Genomic DNA, 20,060 nt, shown 5'->3' with positions numbered 1-20,060 from the left:
ACGATCCGCGACGATCGTCGTCACATCCACGCGCGGCCGACCGCGGACGACGGTCCCGGAAGGCCGGTCGCGGGCCCGGGCGAGGGCCAGGATGGGAGGAAGCGCCTTGGGTCCGACACGCACGAAGTGCTCGAGTGTCACGGAGGGTGACAGCGGGAAGAAGGTGGGTGTCGTCGCCGGGTGCCGCTGCCCAGCCGTCGGACGAGGAGGTCGCCATGCATCGACTTCAGACACGATCCGTGCCGATACCCGTCTGGCCCGATCGGGCGCCCGCGCCCCCGGTCGACCCCATGGCGTCCCGGCCTCCCCGCCCGGTGGGAGCGGGTTCGCGGCCGGCGCCGACGCCCGCGTCACGGGCGGCGCTCCTCGTGGCGGCGGCCACCCTGCTGCTGGCCGCTGGCTGCGCTGCGAGCTCCGCGGGTGGGAAGGCCCCCGCCACGGTGACCGCGCCTCGCGGCGGCCCACCCGCCGGATGGTCGGCCGCCCCGACGACGCTCGCCCCGACGACGCTAGCCCCGACGACGCTCGCCTCGACGGCGCCTGCCCTGGCAACGCCGGGGACGGCAGCCTCGACGCCGAGCGTCCCGGGCAGGACTGTCACCGCGCCGGCCGGGGGGCTGTGCCCCACCGCTCGGCTGGCGGTGCGCTCGGCCGACGGTGAGGGCGCGGCCGGCAGCACCTACGAACACCTGGTGTTGACCAATACCGGCACCACGTCCTGCGTGTTGCGCGGCTTCCCCGGCGTCTCCTACCTCGACGCCGCCGGCCGTCAGGTCGGCGCGGCCGCGGTCCGGTCGGGTCCCGCTGGCCAGGCCGTCCGGCTGGCCCCCGGTGCCTCGGCCAGCGCGACCCTGCGCACCGTGCACCCCGGCATCCAGGTGGGCTGCGAGGAGCCGGCGCAGAGCACACCGGTCGCTTCCTTGCGGGTCTTTCCCCCGGCGAACACGACGGCCCTGCGGCTGGCGTTGTCCGATGTCTCGGCGTGCAGCAGTCCGGCCGTGCAGCAGTTGTCGGTGACCGCCTTCACCCGCTGATGCCTCACCCGCTGACGCCTCACCTGCTGACCTCCCTGGCCGACGCCTCACCGGCCGACCGGCGCCGCACCGATCGGCGGCGGCGGTCAGCCGGCGGCCGGGTCGGCCGCTCCGACGGTGCTCAGGGCGATGCCGACGTAACGCCTGCTGATCTCCGTCGGCGTGAGCGGCCCGGCCGGCTGGTACCAGCCGGTGATCGATCGCAGCATGCCGAGCAGCGCTCGGGAGGTGTCGGCGGGGCTGGTCATCTGGAACACCCCGCTGCTGGTGCCGTCGACGAGGATGTCGAGCAGCAGGGTCTCGAGCTCCTTGCGCTTCGCGGCGTATCCGCGGCGGTTGGCCGGCTCCAGGTAGCGCAGCTCGGAGTCGAGGACGGCCATCCGCACACGGTGCGCCATGAACAGCGTCATCGACTCGACGAACGCGACGAAGCGGGCGCGGGCCGGGGCGCTCTCGCCCACCTCGGCGAGGGCGGCGCGGGCCCGACCGAGCGCATCCTCGATCCCAAGATCCAGCAGCGCCACCAGGATGCCCTGCTTGTTGGCGTAGTGGTAGTAGAGCGCGGGCACGGTGACGCCGGCGCGGCGCGCGATGTCCCGCACCGTCGTGCCGTGGTAGCCGTGCTCGTAGAGGGCCTCCATCGCGCCCTGCAGGATCGGGGTGAGCTGGGGCGGGGCGAACTCGCGCCAGTTCGTCGCCGCCAGCGCGGGTCCTGCCGTCACGATGGCCTCCCGGGTGTGGCTGGTCCTGACCCAGTGTGGACCGGCCGTCCCACGCGTGGATCCGGACCACGCTCAGGGTGACGAACCGCCACGGGCCGCGGGCTCCGGGCGGATCGATCGACGTGCCGGTGCCGCCGACGGGCCAGGTCGTCGACGGCACCGCATCACCAGGTCGTCAGAGCCGTCTCGCTCGTCAGAGCCGTCTCGATCGTCAGAGCCGTCTCGATCGTCAGAGCCGCTCGATGATGGTGGCGTTGGCCATGCCGCCGCCCTCGCACATCGTCTGCAGGCCGTAGCGACCGCCGGTCGCCTCCAGGTAGTTGACCATGGTGGTCAGCAGCCGGGTCCCGGACCCGCCCAGGGCGTGGCCGAGCGCGATCGCCCCGCCGCGCGGGTTGAGCCTGGCCGGGTCGGCCCCGGTGTCGCGAGCCCAGGCCAGGGGCACCGGCGCGAACGCCTCGTTCACCTCGAAGGCGTCGATGTCGTCGATGGACAGCCCGGACCGCTGGAGGGCCTTGCGGGTCGCCGGAATGGGGGCGGTCAGCATGAGCAGCGGGTCGTCGCCGGCCAGGGCGAAGGTGTGGAACCGGGCCCGCGGGCGCAGGCCGAGCTCGTTGGCCTTCGTCTCGCTCATGATCAGCACGGCGGAGGCGCCGTCGGTCAGCGGCGAGGAGTTACCCGGCGTGATGCTCCACGCGATCTCCGGGAAGCGGGCCGCCCACTGCTCGGTGTAGAAGGACGGCTTGAGCTGCTGCAGGCCCTCGAAGGTGGTCGTGGGCCGGACGGTCTGGTCGGCGAGGTGCTGGGTCTTCGTACCATCCGGCAGGGTGATCTCCACCGGGACGATCTCGTTTGCGAAGTCGCCGGCCGCCGCCGAGGCCGCGGCGAGCTGGTGCGAACGGGCGGAGAAGGTGTCCAGGTCCTCGCGGCTGATCTTCCAGCGTGCGGCGATCAGTTCGGCGCCGATGCCCTGGTTGGCCAGACCCTCCGGGTAGCGGGCGCGGAAGCCCGGGCCGTTGGGGTCCTGGCCGATGACCGCGGAGCCCATCGGCACCCGGCTCATCGACTCCACTCCGCCGGCGATGACGATGTCGTACGCCCCCGCGATGACGCCCTGCGCGGCGAAGTGGGCGGCCTGCTGGCTCGACCCGCACTGACGGTCGATGGTCGTGGCGGGCACCGACTCGGGGAAGCCCGCGGACAGCAACGCGGTGCGTCCGATGTTCAGCGACTGCTCGCCGACCTGACCGACACAGCCCGCGATCACGTCGTCGACCAGCGCCGGGTCGAGGTCGTTGCGCGTGACCAGCGCCTTGAGCACGGTGGCCAGCAGTTCCACCGGGTGGGTCTCGGACAGTGCCCCGCCGGGCTTGCCGCGACCCGACGCCGTCCGGACCGCATCGACGATGACTGCGTTTTCCATGGGATCTCCCTCGTCACCAGCGTGGCGGACCGATCCGCCACGCTGCCCGTGTCGCCCACCCGATGTCCAGCGCTCGCTTGGTTGTCTAGCGCTCGCTAAGTAGACACTGCCACGGCCTGCCCTGACATGCGCGATCCGGCCGTCAGGGCCGGGATCGCGCCGGTCGGGTCGTGCCGTGTTCCGCTTGGCGATCGTTCGAGTTGACGCTACGAGGCTGCTCTTGATGGGTCAACAAGCAGATTGGAGTGACAATTCCATACCTGGGGTCGCGGCGCGAGCGACCGGTCCGCCGCCGGGCACCGGCCCGGGCCGCATGGTGAGCCGGATGCGCTGTGAGCCGGATGCGCTGTGAGCCGGGCGTGCTGTGAGCCGGGCGTGCTGTGGCCGCGGGCATGCGGTGAGCCGAGGGCGTGCTGCGAGCCGGGCGCACCGAGTCGGCTGCCGTGAGCCGGGCCCACCCGCGGCCATCGGCGTGAGCTTTCAGCGGACCAGCCGCGGCGGACGGCCACCGGCGGCGGTCCGGGGCCATGCGTCCGCGTCGGCGGGACGGTCGGCCGAGGCGGCCGAGGCGGCCGAGGCGGCTGTGACGCAGGGTGGCTGGGGATGCGCACCTTCGATGGCGGCGACACGATCGGCGATCCACCCGCGCAGGCCGGTGACGTCCACGTCGTGCGGCGGGTTCTCGGCGTAGGGCGCCAGGTTGTCCGACGCTCGGCCAAGTACGGCCACGCCGCCTCTGAGGTTGCCGCGGGCAAGATGAGTGATCCCCACGGCCAGTTGGGTCAGCCCGCGCCACAGGCCGCGCTCGTCTTCTGCGGCGGCCTTCCAGGCGGCCTCGAGAGCCTCATGAGCCTGAAAGGGGTGGCCGGTGTCGAGGAGATGCTGGGCGGCGGCGAGCGCGGCGCCAGGGGGCAGCGGGCTCGGCAGACTCAGGGGCGCCACGCCGGCCGCTCCGCGCGGCAGGGGCCGGCCGAGAGCGTCGCGGGGCCGCTCGGCGGATCGCGTGGACGGTGGTTGCGGTGCACCGCCGCCGCGTTCGCCCGAGGACCCGTCTGGTCCGGTCGGGCGGGGCCCTTCCTGCGTGGACCCGGTGGAGTCTGCTCCGGCGGGCGCCGGTCCGGGGCGTCGTGGTCTGGTCATCTTCGTCAGTGTGACCAGGTGAGGGGACTCTGTCGCCCGCGATGGTCCGGGGTGGCGGTCACCACGCGTCCGCCCGGTGCCGCCACAGCCGTGGCCCGTCCCGGCGGGGGAGCCGGGACGGGCCACGACGAGGGGTGATGCCCTACGGGACGAGGGGTGCTGCCCTCCGGGTTGCGGGTGCGGGCGGCGACGGATCCGCCGCTCGGTTTCGGTCGCGGTTTCGGCGTCAGCGGCCGGCGGCGGCGCGCAGCGCGTCGGCGCGGTCGGTGCGCTCCCAGGCGAACTCGGGCAGCGGCCGGCCGAAGTGACCGTAGGCCGCGGTCTGGCGGTAGATCGGTCGCAGCAGGTCGAGATCGCGGATGATCGCCGCGGGCCGCAGGTCGAACACCTCGGTGACGGCCCGGGTGATCTCGGCCACCGGCACCGTCTCGGTGCCGAAGGTCTCGACGAACAGGCCCACCGGCTCCGCCTTCCCGATCGCGTAGGCGACCTGCAGCTCGGCCCGGCGGGCCAGGCCCGCCGCGACGACGTTCTTGGCCACCCAGCGCAGCGCGTAGGCGGCCGACCGGTCGACCTTGGACGGGTCCTTGCCGGAGAACGCGCCGCCGCCGTGGCGGGCGTACCCGCCGTAGGTGTCGATGATGATCTTTCGGCCGGTCAGGCCGGCGTCGCCGATCGGCCCGCCGATCTCGAACCGGCCGGTCGGGTTGACCAGCAGCCGGTAGCCGTCGACCTCCAGGCCGAGGTTCTCCTCGGCCAGCCGCTTGAGCTCCGGCGCGATGACCTGGTCGCGGATGTCCGGGATGAGGCGGGTCGCGAGGTCGACGTCCGCGGCGTGGTGCGCCGAGACGACGACGGTGTCCAGCCGCACCGGCCGGTCGTCGTCGTACTCGATCGTCACCTGGGTCTTGCCGTCCGGGCGCAGGTAGGGCAGCACACCCTCGTGACGAACCTGGGACAGCCGCTGGGCGAGCCGGTGCGCCAGGGTGATCGGCAGCGGGAGCAGGTCGGGCGTCTCGTCGCTGGCGTAGCCGAACATGATTCCCTGGTCGCCGGCGCCCTGCTGGGCGAGGACGTCCTCGCCGCCCTCGACCCGGGCCTCGTAGGCCCGGTCGACTCCCTGGGCGATGTCGGGGGACTGCGCGCCGATCGAGACCAGAACGCCGACCGTGGCCCCGTCGAAGCCCGTCGCGGCGTCGTAGCCGATCTCGGTGAGGGTGCGCCGCACCACCGAGGTCACGTCCACGTGGGCGGAGCTGGTGACCTCGCCGGCCACGTGGACGTGCCCCGTGGTCAGCAGGGTCTCGACCGCGACCCGGGAGCTCGGATCGGCAGCCAGGTAGGCATCGAGCAGGGCGTCGCTGATCTGGTCGGCCAGCTTGTCGGGATGACCCTCGGTCACGGACTCCGACGTGAACAGGCGGCGGGACATGTGGGACCTCGTTTCGATGCATCGCGGGAAGAAGGAGTTGGCCGTGGCTGGGGCCGGAACCGGTGGACCGCCCGGCCCGCCTCGGGCAGATCGGTGGAGCGTGGCCGGGCCGCGTCGACGGAACCGGCGGCCGGCCCGACCGTGCGGGTGAACGGACAGCCCGGCGAACCTCGCCCCGGGTGACGCCTCCGGCTGGCCCCGGCGAGGCGAGGCACGCAGGCCGGCCACGGCCCGGCGCGAGGTGCTCACGTGCAGCCGGGGCTGGCCGAGGAAGAGGTGATGGCGTGACCGATCCCGCGTGGCAACGGCGGGGCGTCCGGGCGCCGACGGACCTCAGGAACGCGCTGAGTGCACCGCCCGGAGCGCCCGGGGCGGGGAGACCCCCGCGCGGCTCAGCGCGCGGTACAGATGGCGGAGCTCACGAGGGCGAAGTCGACGTGACCACGCGTGACGAGGACGGCCGAGCGCTGCACGCGGTGATCCCACCACGGGCGCCGCGGCGTCGTCAACAGTGCCCGGCCGTGGGCGTGCCTTGTCTCGCCGAGGCCGTCATGCCAGAGTGGGATCATGCCGAGCCCGGACGACCCGACGTCCCGGGTCACGGCCGGCCGGTGGTGACGATGCGCCGCCGGATCCCGCTCGTGCGCCGTCGGTCGGTCGACCTCATGCAGGTGGCCAGTCGCCTCTGTCGCTGACCCTTCGCTGGTTCGTGGCGCCGCGCCGCCAACCAGCCGCGACCGGGCGCCGGGTGTGAGCGGGTCGGCGTCCGTCGCATTCCTACTCACTGTCATGTGGCGTCCCGCCTCGTCGGTCGGTCGTCCCTGTCGGGACCGGGTCGCCGTGCGGAGGTGGCGTGCTCATGTCCCAGGCCGATCGTGTGTCCCAGGCCGATCGCGTGCCCTTGTCCGTACTCGATCTGTCTCCCCGGTCGGAGGGCGCGTCCGCGGGCGACGCGTTGCGTAACACTCTCGACCTCGCCCGTCGCACCGAGGAGCTCGGCTTCCATCGCTACTGGCTCGCCGAGCACCATCTGGTGCCCGGCGTCGTCTCCTCGGCGCCGGCGGTCGTCATCGCGCTCGTGGCCGACGCCACGACCCGGATCCGGGTCGGCTCGGGAGCGGTCCAGATGGGTCATCACACGGCGGTGACCGTCGCCGAGGAGTTCGGCACCCTCGCCCAGATCCATCCGGGCCGGATCGACCTCGGGCTGGGGCGTCCCGCCGTCGACCGGCTGTTCGCCCCGGCGAACGGCGGTGGGCCGCCGTCCGGGTCGCAGCAGCCGGTCGCCGCGTCCGGTGGCGCCGCTCCTGGCCGTGCGGCGACCGTCGTCGACGGGTTGTTGTTGCCGGTGCCGCCCCGGATGCGGCTGAACGCCGACCGGCTGCGTCGCCAGTTCGCGCTCGTCGGCTACCGGCCGGGCGCCGGGGACGAGTACGGCCAGCAGGTCCGCGACATCCAGGCGTTCGTGCGGGGCGACTACCGCACCGCCGAGGGCGAGCACCTGACGGTGCCTGCTGCCGAGGGGGCCGATCTGCAGATCTGGGTCCTCGGCTCCAGTCCGGGCGCAAGCGCCCGGACGGCCGGCGAACTGGGACTGCCGTTCGTGGCGAACTACCACGTCTCGCCGTCCTCGGTGCTCGAGGCGGTGCAGGCCTACCGGGATGCCTTCGTCCCGTCGGAGTCGTTCGACCGGCCCTACGTGATGGTCTCGGCGGACGTGGTGGTCGGTCCGGACGACGACACGGCCGCCGAGCTCGCCTCGCCCTACGGACTGTGGGTGCTGAGCATCCGGTCCGGGCAGGGAGCCCGGCCCTTCCCGAGCCCGGCGCAGGCGGCGGCCCACCCGTGGACCGAGGAGGAACGCACCCTCGTCGCGGACCGGGTCGAGACCCAGTTCGTCGGCGGCCCCGCCACCGTCGCGCGCAAGCTGGAGACGTTGCGGAACGTGACCGGGGCCGACGAGTTGATCATCACGACGATCGCGCATGATCACGTGGACCGGGTGCGCTCGTACGAGCTCCTCGCCGGCGTGTGGCACTGATCGTCCGGAGAACCGCCGGCCTCGGGGCCTGAGCCGGCATCGCTTTGCGTCGTTCCTGACCGCTGGTTACCGTGGAGCTCGGCGCGTGACACGGCCGGCGGCGATCGCCGTCGGCGGCTGTCCGGCCCGCGCGGGTGACGGAGGAGGCATCGTGTCCGACGACTGGTCCAGGAGCGCGGCGGCGCCGCGTCCTCGATCCGGTGGTGGGATGCACGAGCTCACGCACCGTCGCCACATCGACACCTGTCGGGTCAACGCGGCCGCCTGTCCCCGCTGACGTCCCCCAGCCTCCCTGGCCTTCCCGCGCCCCGGGTCCGCCGGCGCCGCCTGCCCCTCGGGCCGCAGCGTCGCCGGATCCGAACTCGGCCCCGATCCGTGAACCGGCGGCGGGAGGTCGTCGACACCGGCAGGAACGGCGTTGGTCATGACCGATCCCCTTGCATCATCCGAACACCCGGATCCGCCGGGCCGGACCGAGCCTGCGAGCCGTCCCGGGCCCGCTGGACGCGTGTCGGTCGCCCGGACTGCGGGACCCGCGCGGCTCGCCTCGCCGCGAGGGCTCGCGGCGACCAGCTTCACGCTGCGTGAGGCGCACGTCCTCGACGCGACCGGCCGCTTCACCGAACCGCGTGACGTGACGGTGCGTGACGGTATCGTGCGGGCTCTGGGATCGCGGCTTGCAGTCGACCCGGACGTCGTCGACGTCGACGCCCGCGGGCTGTGGCTGATGCCCGGCGTCGTCGACTGCCACGCGCACGTGACCCAGGCGACCTATGACCAGTTCGAGCTGGTGACGACCCCGCTGTCCGCGCGGTACCTGCAGACCGCCGATGCGCTGCGGGCCTCGTTGCAGGCGGGCGTCACCTATCTGCGCGACGCCGGCGGCGCCGATGCGGGCGTCCGCGACGCACTCGTGGCGGGCAGCGTGCCGGGTCCACGGCTCGCGATCTGCGTCGTCGCGCTGAGCCGTTCCGGGCGCCACGGCGACGGCGGCATCCTCGGCCCCGGGCTGGAGTCCGCCGACGACGTCCTCGGACCCGACTACCCGGGCCGCCCGCCGCACTCGGTCGTCGAGGCCGGCGGCCTGCCCGCCGCGGTGCGTGGCGTCCTGCGGGCCGGCGCCGACTGGGTGATGATCTACGCCAGCGGTGGGGTGATGTCCGCGCGCCCGGGTAGCCCGGACTTCCAGTTCGGCCGGTCGGAACTGGCCGCCGCGGCCGCCGAGGCGGCCCGCTACGGCCGTCCGGTGATGATGCACGCTCTGGGCGAGCGGGCGGTCGAGGCGGCGGTCGCCGCCGGCGCACGTTCCGTCGAACACGGTCTCGGGCTCAGCGAGCGGGCGGCCGCGGCGATGGCCACCCGCGGGGTCACACTGGTGCCGACCCTGACGCCCTACCGTGACCTGGCCGCGCTGGCGACCACCGGCATGCTGCCGGGCTGGGCGGTGGACCGAGCCGAGGCGACCGCCGCCTCGCTCGCCGAGACGGTCGCGGTGGCCCGCGCGGCGGGGGTTCCCATCGCGCTGGGCAGCGACGCCCGTCATCGCACCCGCCACGGCGCCAACCTCGCCGAGATCAGCCAGTTGCGACGGGCGGGACTCACCGCCCCCGAGGCGTTGCTCGCGGCGACCGCCACCGGGGCCAGGCTGTGCGGGGTGGGGGATCGGCTGGGACGGATCGCCGTCGGCTACACGTTCGACGCGATCCTGCTCGACGAGGATCCGGCGGATCTGCGGATCTTCGAGCACCCGGACGCGGTCAGCGGCGTCTTCCTCGCCGGCCGCCCGGTACTGGCACATCCGCGACTGCCCGCCTCGATGCTGGCCTCGGTCGCGCTGCCCGGGCGCCCGGTGCCGGACGGCGCGGACCGCGCCGCCGCCGCTTCGCGGGTGCTCCCGTCGGGGCCCGCCGCCGGCTGACCGGTGTGCGCCGAGGCCGGCACGCCGGTAGCGGTGTGCCTCCACCCACCGGTGTCGGCAGGCCGACAGGCCCTCTTCGGAGGCGTTTTCCCGGAGTGTTTTCCGGTATTTCCGAAGTATGTGGCGGCGGCTGTCCGTCGAGATGCGGATCCGCTTGCGAAAGCTATCGTCGGAGGAGCCCGGCCAGGCGGAAACAATCGTCTGCGGCGGGCTTCCCGGTATGGCGGAAAAGCCGTCGCCCACACCTCGGAGGTGTCCGATGCAGCACGTCGAAACGATCAACGAGAACATGCGGAAAGCTATCGAGGAGTGCATGTCGTGCTCGGCACTGAGTGAGGAGACGATCTCCTACTGCATGGATATGCCCGGCACGATGATGGACGCGGCGGACATGCGGCTCATGATGGACTGTGCGGCGGTCACCAGGACCTGCGCCGATCTGATGTGCCGGATGTCGCCGTTCCACGCCGAGATGTGTGCCATGTGCGCACGGGTCTGTCGTGCCTGCGCCGAGATGTGCGAGAAGATGCCGCGCGACGCCCAGCTTGCCCGTCTCGCCCGGGCCTGCCGGGCCTGCCTGGACAGCTGCAACGCGATGGCGGGTGCCGCTGCCTGACCTGTCCGCGGGTCCGTCGCCGGCCTGCGGGTACCTGGGCCAGCGTGCCCCAGGCCGGTCTCGCCGTCTGCCAGAGCCGCGTTCGAACATCGAATCGTCATCCTGCGGGGCCCAGGCGGACAAGCTGGGCCTCGCCGGCGGCCGACGGAAACATTACGGTAGTCAGTATTAAATATGTTGACATCCGATCAGAGTACCGCCAGAATCCGACCATGCCTCATCCGGCGCGACGGTCGACCGCTCTGGTCATCCGCGGCCACATCGACTTCCTGCGTGTCGCTTCCGCGGTCTGTCTGGTCCGGGTGCCTCGCTAGGCTATCCTTGCCGGCGCGCCGTCGGCGTTTTCCGGCGCCTTTCCGGTGCTTCGCCGTCACGCCCGTCGCCGCTGCATCCGCAGCCACGCGGCCCGGCTGCACCGGTCGGGCTTCCGCAGCCTCGCACGCGCTTTTTTGCCGTGCCGGAGCGCACTGCCATCCGCATCTGGACGGCACTGATCGGAGATGTCGTGCCCATTCCCCTCTCGTCGCCTCCCTCCCATCCGCGTCCACGTGGTTACGTCGGCGGTCCCGGTTCCCGCTACTGGCCAAGCGGCGATCCGACCCGGCGTGCGGGGGCGAACGTGGTCCTCCTTCCCGGCCGCGGGGAATCCGCAGAAATCTTCGAGAACCTGGCCTTTCGGCTGGCACTCGACGGCTACCAGGTGACGTTTCTCGACCATGGGAGGGACAGCGTCCTCGCCCTTGGGGAGGCGCGCGAACCGGGACTGCCGTTCGTTCTGCTCGGTTCCGACAGCGGCGCCCTGCGTGCGCTGGTCGGCGCCGCGTCGCCCGCCGTTCGCCCGGACGCGCTCATCCTGGTGGACCTGCCGCTGCTGCACCGCGCGGTCGCCGGCGAGCCTCCGGACCAGCCGATCCCACGGTCGCTTCCGGACCTGCCCATCCTGCTGCTGCATGGCGAGGACGACCGGGTGACTCCGTTTCCGCTCGTTCGCATGGCGACGCGGACCGCCCGGGGCGCCCGGCTCGCCTCCCTGCCCGGTGGCCGGGGCGTGTTGCGCGGCCCGGGCCGCCGCGCCGCCGGCGCGCACATCCTGCTCTTCCTGGAGAGCCTGCGAACGCGGCGGCTCACCCCTGTGCCGCGCTCCGCCTCGCCAGCCTGACCACATCGCACCCCGCGGCTCCTACTCGCCGGGCGCGACGCGCTGGTTCCCTCGTCGCCCGGCGGGCCCTCAGTCCCTCGACGCTGGGCGACTCTCGGAGTCTCCTCGTCGCCCTGCGACTCTCGGAGTCTCCTCGCCTGGCGACCCTCGGAGTCTCCTCGCCCCTGCGACTCGGAGTCTCCTCGTCGCCCGGAGACCTCCAGTCCCCTCGCGGGCTGCCGTTTCCGCACGCCGACGTCGTGTCGTACTTCGTTGCCCGCCGCCGTGAGCCCCGCATCCGGCGCTGTCGGCCCGGCGTCGCGTGTTCCAGCGCTGCCACCGCGATGCGCCCCCGCCCGGCGGGGTTGGCGCCGCGTGTGGTTCTTCCGATCCGCGGTCCGAGCCTCCCCCGTCGATCGGGTCTCACCGTGGACCCCGGGCAAACCGGGGCGTACGCCCGACATCCCGTGATCCTTCTCGACGTCCGAAGGTTCGGTTGATGTCCCAGTGTTGCGGTCTCGCAGCACTATGCACGCACGGTGACAGGCGCGCGCCGAAATTCGGGCAGAACTAGTACTTGTCACTACGGTACGTAGTTCGCTACGGTTGCCGGGCACTAGTTGCTCCGGGCCGACGCCGAGTTCTGCCCACGGTCCGGGGTCCCTCCAAGACAGCTTGGGCAGAAGCGGGGGAACCAGGTTCCTCCGGGCGGCCCCGTCACGGCCGCCCTCGGGGTTAAGTCGCCTCCACGGAGACGACCGGGCTTCCCGGCCCGAACCCGACAGCTAACCTCGCAGGCGTACGGGAAGGATTCGACGTTGCCTGTGTACCGGGAACGCTCGGCCGCGGTCTCGATGACCGCCCTGGCGACCTGCGCTTTCTGCGACGCGCCCTCGCCACGACGGGCGCCGTTCTCGCCCTGATTCAGTCGCGAGAACGTGCCAACGCCGGCGCTCGCCGGCCGGACCTGCGCGCACGACATCACCGGCCCACCTGACGGACCGCACGGGTCGCCGTCGGCGGGCGGCCGCGATCCCCGGACCGCCTGTAGCGGGTGGCCAGGCGTGACGCGGCCGTCGCGCTGATCGGGCCGGATCTCTCACCAATCTCGAAGCTCGCTCCCGCCTTTTCCCTTCATCTGTTGGTCGGGTGCTGTTTCGAAATCAGATAGTCCGTGCTGCCCTTATCTGATGAGTGAGAACCGCTCCCCTCCATCGAGCGGAAGTCACCACCGATTCCACACCCATGTTCGACGACACCGAAATGAGATGTCAAAGAATGGCTAAGGGAAAGCATCGGAAGCGTTCCACCCGGCATCGCGGCGCCGTCATCGCCGCCGCCGGCGTGATCGGTGCCGGAGCCAGCATGCTTGTCACCGCGAGCCCGGCGAGCGCCGCCACCGGCACCGTCTCGGACGTGACGATCGCCAGTGCGGCGGCGAATGCGGGCCTCGCCGGCTGCCGCGGCGTTCCGCTGTCCACCTGGGTGGCGGTTGCGCTCGGCGAGTCCGGCGGTAACACCTTCGCCCACGCCACGGTCGGTGAGGACTCGCGCGGACTCTGGCAGATCAACATGCGCGCACACGCCGGTTGGGTGGGCAGCCGCAACCTCTACGACCCCGCCACCAACGCCTGGGCGGCGAAGCGAGTCTGCGACAGCCAGGGCATCACGGCCTGGAGCGCGTACACCCGCGGCATGTACAGCCGGTTCCTGGGTCGTGGCCAGGCCGCGGCGGCCGCAGTCTCGGGCGGCATCAGCGTCCGCACCGTCTCCTACACCGCACCCGCAGCGCCTGCGCCGGCGTTCCCGACCGCGTATCCCTCGCTCGCCTCCGGCATCGGCTACCGGCAGGACGTCCAGCAGATTCAGCAGAAGCTGGCCAACCTCGGTTACCCGATCCAGGTCGACGGCCAGTTCGGCTACCAGACGAACCACATGGTCAAGGACTACCAGCTCAAGCATGGTCTGCTCGTGGATGGCGTGGTCGGGCCCCAGACCCGCGCCAGCCTCGGTATCTGACGGGTCGCAGGGCGTCGTGGCGCCGCCGGGTGACGCTCCCAGCCTCATCCGGCGGCGCTGGCATGTGCGGCAGCCGGGCGCCGTGGCGTCTCGCCGAGGAACCGATCCCGCCGGAGGAACCGATCCCGCCGGAGGGACTCATCCCGCCGGAGGGACTCATCCCGCCGGAGGGACTCATCCCGCCGGCGCCATCCACGTCGCTCGGCGCCCATCCCGCCGTGGGAACCCATCGCTGGGTTGAACGCCTCCCTCGCGGGACGCCTACCCGCCGTGGGTTGCATCCTGGCGCAGGACGCGCGCGGGCGGGGACACAGACCCACCGGGAGGACGCATATCGCCGGGTGAGAGGACTATCCGCCGGTCGGACGGGGTATTGCTCGCACCGGCCCGGACGGGGCCGCCGGTCCCCGGGCGAGGGTGTGCAACGGGGGCCGATCAGCGAGGATCTCCGAACCGACGAGGATCATCATGGTCGACGAGCTCGGAACCGTTGCGGGCCCGATCGCCCGCCCCGGCGTCCGGACTCCCGGCGAACCAGGTCACGGCTCCCGGTGGTCCGGCCCCGCAGTGGCGGCGCGCGGGCCCGAGGTAGGTGTCGTGTTCGCGGTGCTGGGCCCGCTTGAGGTCTGGCGCGGGCCGGGCGAGCGCGTCCGTATCGACCAGCGCAAGAAGCGCGCTCTGCTGCTCACGCTGCTGCTACACGCTGGACGGTGGACCTCGGTGGAGGAGATGCGCCTGGCGCTCTGGCAGGACGACGCGCCCAGGTCTGCCCTCGGCAACATCAAGACCTACCTCTCCGAGCTACGGCACACGCTGCCCCCGCCGATCGGGGACCCGGCCGTGCCGGCGTCGATCAGGGCGGTGGGCCCCCGGTCCGCGATCCTTCGTCGACCGGCCGGCCCGGGACGCATCGAAAGCCGTCCGGGGGAGTACCGCCTGCTCGTCGTCCCCGACGAGATCGACGTCGTCCGCTTCGAGCAGGCGGTCGAACATGGCCGGGTCGCGGCCCGCGCCGGCGCGCCCGCCCGAGCCGCCGAGTCGCTGGAGCAGGCGCTCGGCTGGTGGCGCGGAAACGCCTTTGACGAGTTGCCGGCCGAGGTCGGTGGGGCCGAGAGCCTCCGCCTTGAAGAGGCCCGGTGGTCGGCCCGCGAGGCGCTGATAGACGCGCGCCTTGCGCTCGGTGAGCACGATCAGGTTCTTCCGGCGTTGCGCGCGCTTGCCGTGGAGTACCCGACCCGCGAGCGTCTCTGGGCGCAGCTGCTCGTCGCCCTGGAGCGCAGCGGTCGCCGGGCCGAGGCGCTGCGTGAGTACCGCGGCCTGTACCGACGGATGGTCACTGAGCTCGGGATCGAACCCGGTGCTGAGCTACGCAGGATTCATCAGGAGGTTCTGGACCCGGCGCGCGGCTGGTCGCGGTCCTCCTCGGAGCCGATGGGCACGCCGCACCGCTGAACCTTCACTGAACCGCGCCTGGGAATCCCGTCAGGCATGGGACCGTCCATCCGGTCCGCTGATCCGAGTTGGCGCGTGCAGGAGCGGGGGCCGGCCCATCCGCCGGCAGGCGGGACTTCTTTCGGATGCCGACCGTCGCGCCGCGGGCTGTGCCTACAGTCCGTCACGCGGAGGAACGCGAACAGGGAGGGCACGCATGGCGGCGACCTTTCCCGGCGACCGGCGGCGACCGGTCTCTCTGCGGCGGCGGCGCTGGGCCGGGGACGCGACCGCGACCATGACGAGTTCGGCGGCAGCCTCCTCCTCACCATCCGTGAGGCTGCGGTGACCACGCCCATCACAGTGCGGCTGCCGGGCCCCGACACGCGGCTGGCGTCCTGTCGGCCGAGCTGCTGGTTTGTCGTTCTGGCGGATCGGGATCCGGTCGTGCTGCCCGCGGGGGTCCGGCGAGTGCTGCGATACCCCTCGGGGCGGCCGTGGGTCGTGGGCGACTGGCCGGACGAAGCGATGATCAGTGCGGAGACCAGTCGCGCCCGGATGGCCCTGGTCGGCCGAGTCGCGGCGAGTTCCAGCCAGCTCCTGCGCCTGCTGATCGCCGCGCGGGACGTGCACTCCCTCGACGTCGCGCACGCCGTGGCCGGGGACTACCACGTCATTGCCGAGATCAACGGGCAGCGCAGGCTGCAGGGGAGCCCAACCGGCACGCGTCGGATCTTCACCGCGATGTCCAGGGGTCAGCACGTCGCCGCCGACCGCGCCGACATCCTGGCCGAGCTGGCCGGCGGTGCACTGGACCGCACGGCGCTGGCCCTGTCGCTGCTGGATCCATGCCCGCCGTACCCGCTCGACGACCTTGTCCCCTGGGCGTCGGTCGAGACCGTGCCACCCGACCACTACCTGTTTCTCGATCGTGACGGACGGGTCGAGCGGATGCGCTGGTGGCGGCAGCCGGCGCCGGTGCGCTCGCGCGCCGAGGGCGCGCCGATCCTACGAGCGGCCCTCGCCGAGGCGGTGTCCGTTCGGGTGGCTGCGGGGCGCGCCGTCAGCGCCGATCTGCCCGGCGGGCTGGCTTCGGCCGCTGTGTGCTGCCTGGCGGCCCGCGGCCCCGCCGACATCGTTGCGGTCACGGGGGTCGCCCGGGACTCCGATGGTCCCGATTCATGCTGGGCAGCCGACGCGGCGGTCTCGTTGCCCGGAGTTGTCCGGGAGATTCTGTCCGCAGGTGAGCTTCCGCCAGCCTTCGACGGCATCACCTCCGCCGACGAGGCGCTCGACCATCCCTTCGTCGGCCTCGTGGATCGGGCGACGCTGCGGGCGGGACTCGACCGCGTCGCACTCTACGGACCTCGGCTACACCTGACCGGCCTCGGAGGCGTGGAGGTGACACAGGGCGCACTGAACTACCTGCCTCGACTCGCCCGCCGGCGGCCCTGGACCGCGTTGCGGCACCTGAGCGGCCTGCACACCCAGGCAGGTTGGCCGTGGGCCGCGGGCCTGCGGATGATGCGCCGTCGGAGCTACCGCGACTGCATGGGCGACCTCGCCCGGGCGCTCGACCAGGCTCCGCTCGGGGGACGCCCCGCACGGCCGCGGCCACCCGACCCGACGGCGGCCCTGGACTGGACGCCGGCGCCGGTCGTCCCGGACTGGCTGACCCCTGCCGCCCTGAGGCTCATCGTCGAGGCCGTCGCCGACGCGGCTCACCGAGACGGTCCCCTCGCGCCGACGCGGGACGGCCACGCCGACCTGTTCGCGATTCGGACCACCGCGTCCGCCTTCCGGCTGTTCGACCAGATGGCCAGCCCGGTCGGCCCGCCGTTGAGCGCGCCGTTCCTCGACGACCGGGTAGTCCGCGCCGCGCTCGCCGTCCGGGCGGAGGAGCGCGCCTCCCCCTGGGAGGACGGGCCGCTGCTCAAGGAGGCGATGCAGCAGGTGGTACCGGCGAACTGCCTGCGTGGGGAAATCTCGGGTGGCGCCGATGCCGATGCCGAGCAGATCCGAGGGCTGCACGCCAATCGTGGCGCCCTGGTCGGGCTGTGCGACGACTCGCCGTTGGCCGACCTCGGACTCATCGAGCCGGAGATGCTCCGGGAGGCGTGCCGTGAGGGGGCCGCGGCGGACCGCCGGCCCCAGCCCCTCCGACCGACCTTCGCGGCCGACGCGTGGCTACGCACCCTCACCGGCCGTCGGGGCTGAGCGGCCGGTCGGGTCGCGGGCGTCCGGCGCCGGCACGGACGGGTCTGGCAGATCTGCCGAAGAGTGACGGACCAGCGGGAGTGGACATGGTGATGTTGCGATCCGATGTGGTGCGGGCGCCGACCGAGTACGGCGCCGTGCTGCTGCACACCGACGATGGGCGGTACTGGACGCTCAACCGCTCGGGTGACCTGGTTCTGCGCGTTCTGCTGGACGGGGGAGACGTCGCCGCAGCCGTGCGGGAGCTGTGCACGACCGTGGAGGTCGATCCGCAGGTCGCGCGCCACGATGTCGAGGGTCTGCTGGCCCAGCTCGCCGACGTCGGACTGATCGAGCCGGAGTCCGAGACACGGTGGTCGCCCGAGGTCGAGGCCGGATGGCCGCGGGACGGTGCGGGGCGGCCGGAGGCACGGCGGTGACGGCGCCGATGGTGGTCGACCGGTCGGGCGTCGTGCCGCGTGCCGGGCGTCGGCTGGAGGCGATGGCCGCCGTCGGGGCGGCACGGCTGCTGGCCACCCAGTCGCCGGCACGCATCCGGCGGGTGCTGGCCAGGCTCGGCGGCGGTGCTCGGCCGGCGGATTACGCCACCGCGCTCGCCGCGCGCCAGGCGGTGATGGCCGTGAGCCCCACCTGCCGAGAGGAGCGCGGTTGCGTTCCCCGCTCGATCGCCACCACCCTGCTGTGCCGGATGACAGGCAGCGTGCCGACCTGGTGCGTCGGGGTGCGGACCGTCGCGCCCTTCGCCGCGCATGCGTGGGTCGAGGCGGATGGCGCGATCGTCGGGGAGCCGGTGCCACCCGGGTACCTGCGGGCGCTTCTTGCCGTCGGGCCGGGGACGGAGCCGTGGTGAGGGGGCTGGCCGAGCTCTGGGCGTTGTTGCGGGGGCACGGACGGCCCGTGATGATCGCCACGGTCCTGACCGTGATCGGCACCGGCGTCGGGGTGCTCCAACCACTGCTCGTGATGAGGGTGATCGACACCGCGCAGGCCGGCGGTATCCCGTTGTGGCTGGTCGGGGCGCTTCTTGGCCTGTTCGTCTGCCAGGCGATCATCGATACCACCGGGCACTACCTGCTGGAACGTGCCGGTCAGGGGATCCTGCTCGGCCTGCGCCGACGGTTGATCGGCCATCTGCTTGCGTTGCGGGTGCAGGTCTTCGACACCCGCCGGATCGGGGACCTGATCTCGCGGGCGAACACGGACACCACCGTGGTACGCGAGGCGGTGGCCTACAGCTTCACCTCCCTCGTCACCAGCCTGATCGGGGTGGCCGGCGCCGTCGCCCTGATGGTGTGGCTCAATCCGTGGCTGTTCCTGCTCGTGGTCGCGGTGGTCGCGGTGGCCGGGGTTGTGGTCCTCAGCGCGCTGTCCCGCATCCGCGCGGTGTCCGAGCGCGGGCAGGCCAGCGTGGGAGGCATGACCGCGGATCTGGAACGGGCCCTGGTCGCGATCCGCACCGTACGGGCGAACCGGGCCGAGGCGCGCGAGGCCGAACGCATAGGCGATCACGCCGCCGCCGCCTACCAGGCAGGCATCCGCATGGCGAAGCTGGACTCGGTCATCGCGCCCGCCATGCAGTTGGCCGTGCAGGGCAGCGTCCTCGCCGTCCTGCTGGCCGGTGGGGTGCTGGTGGCTCGGGGTTCGGTCTCGCTCGGCAGCCTCGTCGCCTTTCTCCTCTACGCGACCTACCTGGTCATGCCCCTGTCTCAGCTCATCGAGTCCGCCGCCACGATCCAGCGCGGTCTGGGGGCGCTCACGCGGGTCAACGCCGTGTTCGCGCTGCCGCGAGAGGACGACGACACCGTGCTGCGCGGTCCGCTGCGCACGATCGCGACCGCCTGGCCCGCCGGGGTGACACGGCCCCCCGCCCGCCTGCTCGCGCGGGCGGCGCCGAGGCAGGGTCAGGTGGCGTGCTGCCCCTCACCGGAGCGGACGGGCGGAGGGGAACGGCCCGCGATGGTCGCGGCGCGGAAGACGGCGGGTGACGGCGACGGACCGGCGGCGATCGAGCTGCGCGAGGTGCGTTTTGCCTACACCACAACGCCGGTGCTGCGGGGAGTGTCCTTCCGGGTGCCCCGGCGGGGCCACGTCGCACTGGTCGGAGCCTCGGGGGCCGGCAAGTCGACCGTCCTCGAACTCGTGGAGCGGTTCTACGATCCGGACGAGGGACAGATCCTCTTCGCCGGTCGAGATGTCCGTTCCCTCTCCCGCAGCAGTGCCCGGACCTGGGTGAACCTGGTCGAACAGAACACACCGGTGCTGCACGGCACCCTGCGAGACAACATCGTTTACGCGATGCCGGAGGCGGGCGAGGAGGAGATTGCTCAGGTGGTGGCGACGGCAGGGCTGAAAGATCTCGTCAGTCGGCTGCCGGATGGGCTGCACACTCCCGTAGGCGATCACGGCGTGCTGCTCTCCGGCGGAGAGCGGCAGCGGGTGGCGATCGCCCGTGCGCTGCTGCCGAGCCCCGCCGTGCTGCTGCTGGACGAGCCGACCTCGCAGCTCGACGCCGTCAACGAGCGTGCTCTCACCCAGGCGATGCGCCGGATCGCCGCCGAGCGCGCTCTGCTCGTCATCGCGCACCGCATCTCCACGGTCCGGGCAGCTGACCGCATCATCGTGCTGGACGAGGGCCGCGTGATCGCGGAGGGCACCCACGACGAGCTGATGGCGACCAGCGCGTTCTACCGGGGACTCGCCACCGCCCCGCCGGCGCGGCCTGCGCAAGCGGCGGGGGAGCGGGCCACGCGCGACGAGGAGCGCCCGCCGGCAGGTCCGCTCGGACCGCCGCCGACGGGAGGAGGCGACAGCCACTCGGGGTCGCTCGGCCCGCTGGGGCGCCGTCGAGCCGGGCGTCGTGCTGCCGTGGGGTGAAGGACCCGAGTAGCCGTTCTCGCCTTCCCCCTGCTCCAACCGGCCCCTCCTCCCG

Annotated in this window: 15 protein-coding genes and 1 riboswitch; of the genes, 11 read left to right on the top strand and 4 right to left on the bottom strand. The window is 72.7% G+C overall.

The features are described from left to right. Window positions 1-314 precede the first annotated feature (314 nt). Window positions 315-1,034: a DUF4232 domain-containing protein gene (locus FRAAL_RS21540; protein WP_231861176.1), complete on the top strand. Its 720-nt coding sequence runs from the start codon at window positions 315-317 to the stop codon at window positions 1,032-1,034. 86 nt (window positions 1,035-1,120) lie between these two features. Here FRAAL_RS21540 and FRAAL_RS21535 read toward each other — a convergent pair whose 3' ends face one another. The 4 genes from FRAAL_RS21535 to metK all read right to left on the bottom strand — a co-directional run bounded on the left by FRAAL_RS21535 (window position 1,121) and on the right by metK (window position 5,751). Continuing rightward, entirely contained in the window at window positions 1,121-1,756 is a 636-nt protein-coding gene (locus FRAAL_RS21535; protein ID WP_011606049.1) for a TetR/AcrR family transcriptional regulator, read from the bottom strand. A 229-nt stretch (window positions 1,757-1,985) separates the two neighbouring features. Further along, entirely contained in the window at window positions 1,986-3,179 is a 1,194-nt protein-coding gene (locus tag FRAAL_RS21530) for a thiolase family protein (RefSeq protein WP_011606048.1), read from the bottom strand. Window positions 3,180-3,659: 480 nt separating this feature from the next. Then, window positions 3,660-4,121 (bottom strand): DUF309 domain-containing protein, encoded by a 462-nt coding sequence (locus FRAAL_RS21525; protein WP_041939593.1) that lies wholly within the window; start codon window positions 4,119-4,121, stop codon window positions 3,660-3,662. Window positions 4,122-4,545: 424 nt separating this feature from the next. After that, complete coding sequence (gene metK / locus FRAAL_RS21520; RefSeq protein WP_011606046.1) at window positions 4,546-5,751, bottom strand: methionine adenosyltransferase; 1,206 nt, start codon at window positions 5,749-5,751, stop codon at window positions 4,546-4,548. 859 nt (window positions 5,752-6,610) lie between these two features. Here metK and FRAAL_RS21510 point away from each other — a divergent pair. From FRAAL_RS21510 to FRAAL_RS21465, 10 genes are all read left to right on the top strand, one after another. Continuing rightward, window positions 6,611-7,792 (top strand): LLM class flavin-dependent oxidoreductase, encoded by a 1,182-nt coding sequence (locus FRAAL_RS21510; RefSeq protein ID WP_050997428.1) that lies wholly within the window; start codon window positions 6,611-6,613, stop codon window positions 7,790-7,792. Window positions 7,793-8,300: 508 nt separating this feature from the next. Next, a complete protein-coding gene (locus FRAAL_RS21505) occupies window positions 8,301-9,710 on the top strand; it encodes an amidohydrolase family protein (RefSeq protein ID WP_011606043.1) in 1,410 nt (469 codons plus the stop codon). A gap of 259 nt (window positions 9,711-9,969) precedes the next feature. After that, the gene (locus FRAAL_RS21500) at window positions 9,970-10,326 is read left to right on the top strand and encodes a four-helix bundle copper-binding protein (RefSeq protein WP_041939591.1); all 357 of its coding nucleotides are present in this window, start codon (window positions 9,970-9,972) and stop codon (window positions 10,324-10,326) included. Between the two features lie 619 nt (window positions 10,327-10,945). Continuing rightward, on the top strand, window positions 10,946-11,485 hold the full coding sequence (locus tag FRAAL_RS21495; protein ID WP_011606040.1) for an alpha/beta hydrolase: 540 nt from the start codon (window positions 10,946-10,948) through the stop codon (window positions 11,483-11,485). A gap of 641 nt (window positions 11,486-12,126) precedes the next feature. After that, window positions 12,127-12,278, top strand: a riboswitch (cyclic di-AMP (ydaO/yuaA leader). A gap of 464 nt (window positions 12,279-12,742) precedes the next feature. Continuing rightward, a complete protein-coding gene (locus FRAAL_RS21490; protein ID WP_041939590.1) occupies window positions 12,743-13,483 on the top strand; it encodes a peptidoglycan-binding protein in 741 nt (246 codons plus the stop codon). 597 nt (window positions 13,484-14,080) lie between these two features. Beyond that, entirely contained in the window at window positions 14,081-14,935 is an 855-nt protein-coding gene (locus tag FRAAL_RS21485; RefSeq protein ID WP_231861174.1) for an AfsR/SARP family transcriptional regulator, read from the top strand. 507 nt (window positions 14,936-15,442) lie between these two features. Continuing rightward, window positions 15,443-17,131 carry an asparagine synthase-related protein gene (locus tag FRAAL_RS21480; protein WP_231861173.1) on the top strand — a complete coding sequence of 563 codons (1,689 nt, stop codon included), beginning with the start codon at window positions 15,443-15,445 and terminating at the stop codon, window positions 17,129-17,131. A gap of 86 nt (window positions 17,132-17,217) precedes the next feature. After that, complete coding sequence (locus FRAAL_RS21475) at window positions 17,218-17,550, top strand: lasso peptide biosynthesis PqqD family chaperone (protein ID WP_041940849.1); 333 nt, start codon at window positions 17,218-17,220, stop codon at window positions 17,548-17,550. Then, entirely contained in the window at window positions 17,547-17,981 is a 435-nt protein-coding gene (locus FRAAL_RS21470; protein ID WP_041940848.1) for a lasso peptide biosynthesis B2 protein, read from the top strand. Before FRAAL_RS21475 ends, FRAAL_RS21470 begins: the two co-directional genes overlap by 4 nt. After that, the gene (locus tag FRAAL_RS21465; RefSeq protein WP_050997211.1) at window positions 17,975-20,005 is read left to right on the top strand and encodes an ABC transporter ATP-binding protein; all 2,031 of its coding nucleotides are present in this window, start codon (window positions 17,975-17,977) and stop codon (window positions 20,003-20,005) included. Before FRAAL_RS21470 ends, FRAAL_RS21465 begins: the two co-directional genes overlap by 7 nt. Window positions 20,006-20,060: the final 55 nt, after the last annotated feature.

Source organism: Frankia alni ACN14a (genome assembly GCF_000058485.1).
Lineage (GTDB): Bacteria > Actinomycetota > Actinomycetes > Frankiales > Frankiaceae > Frankia > Frankia alni.
This window is presented reverse-complemented; position numbering and strand designations above follow the sequence as displayed.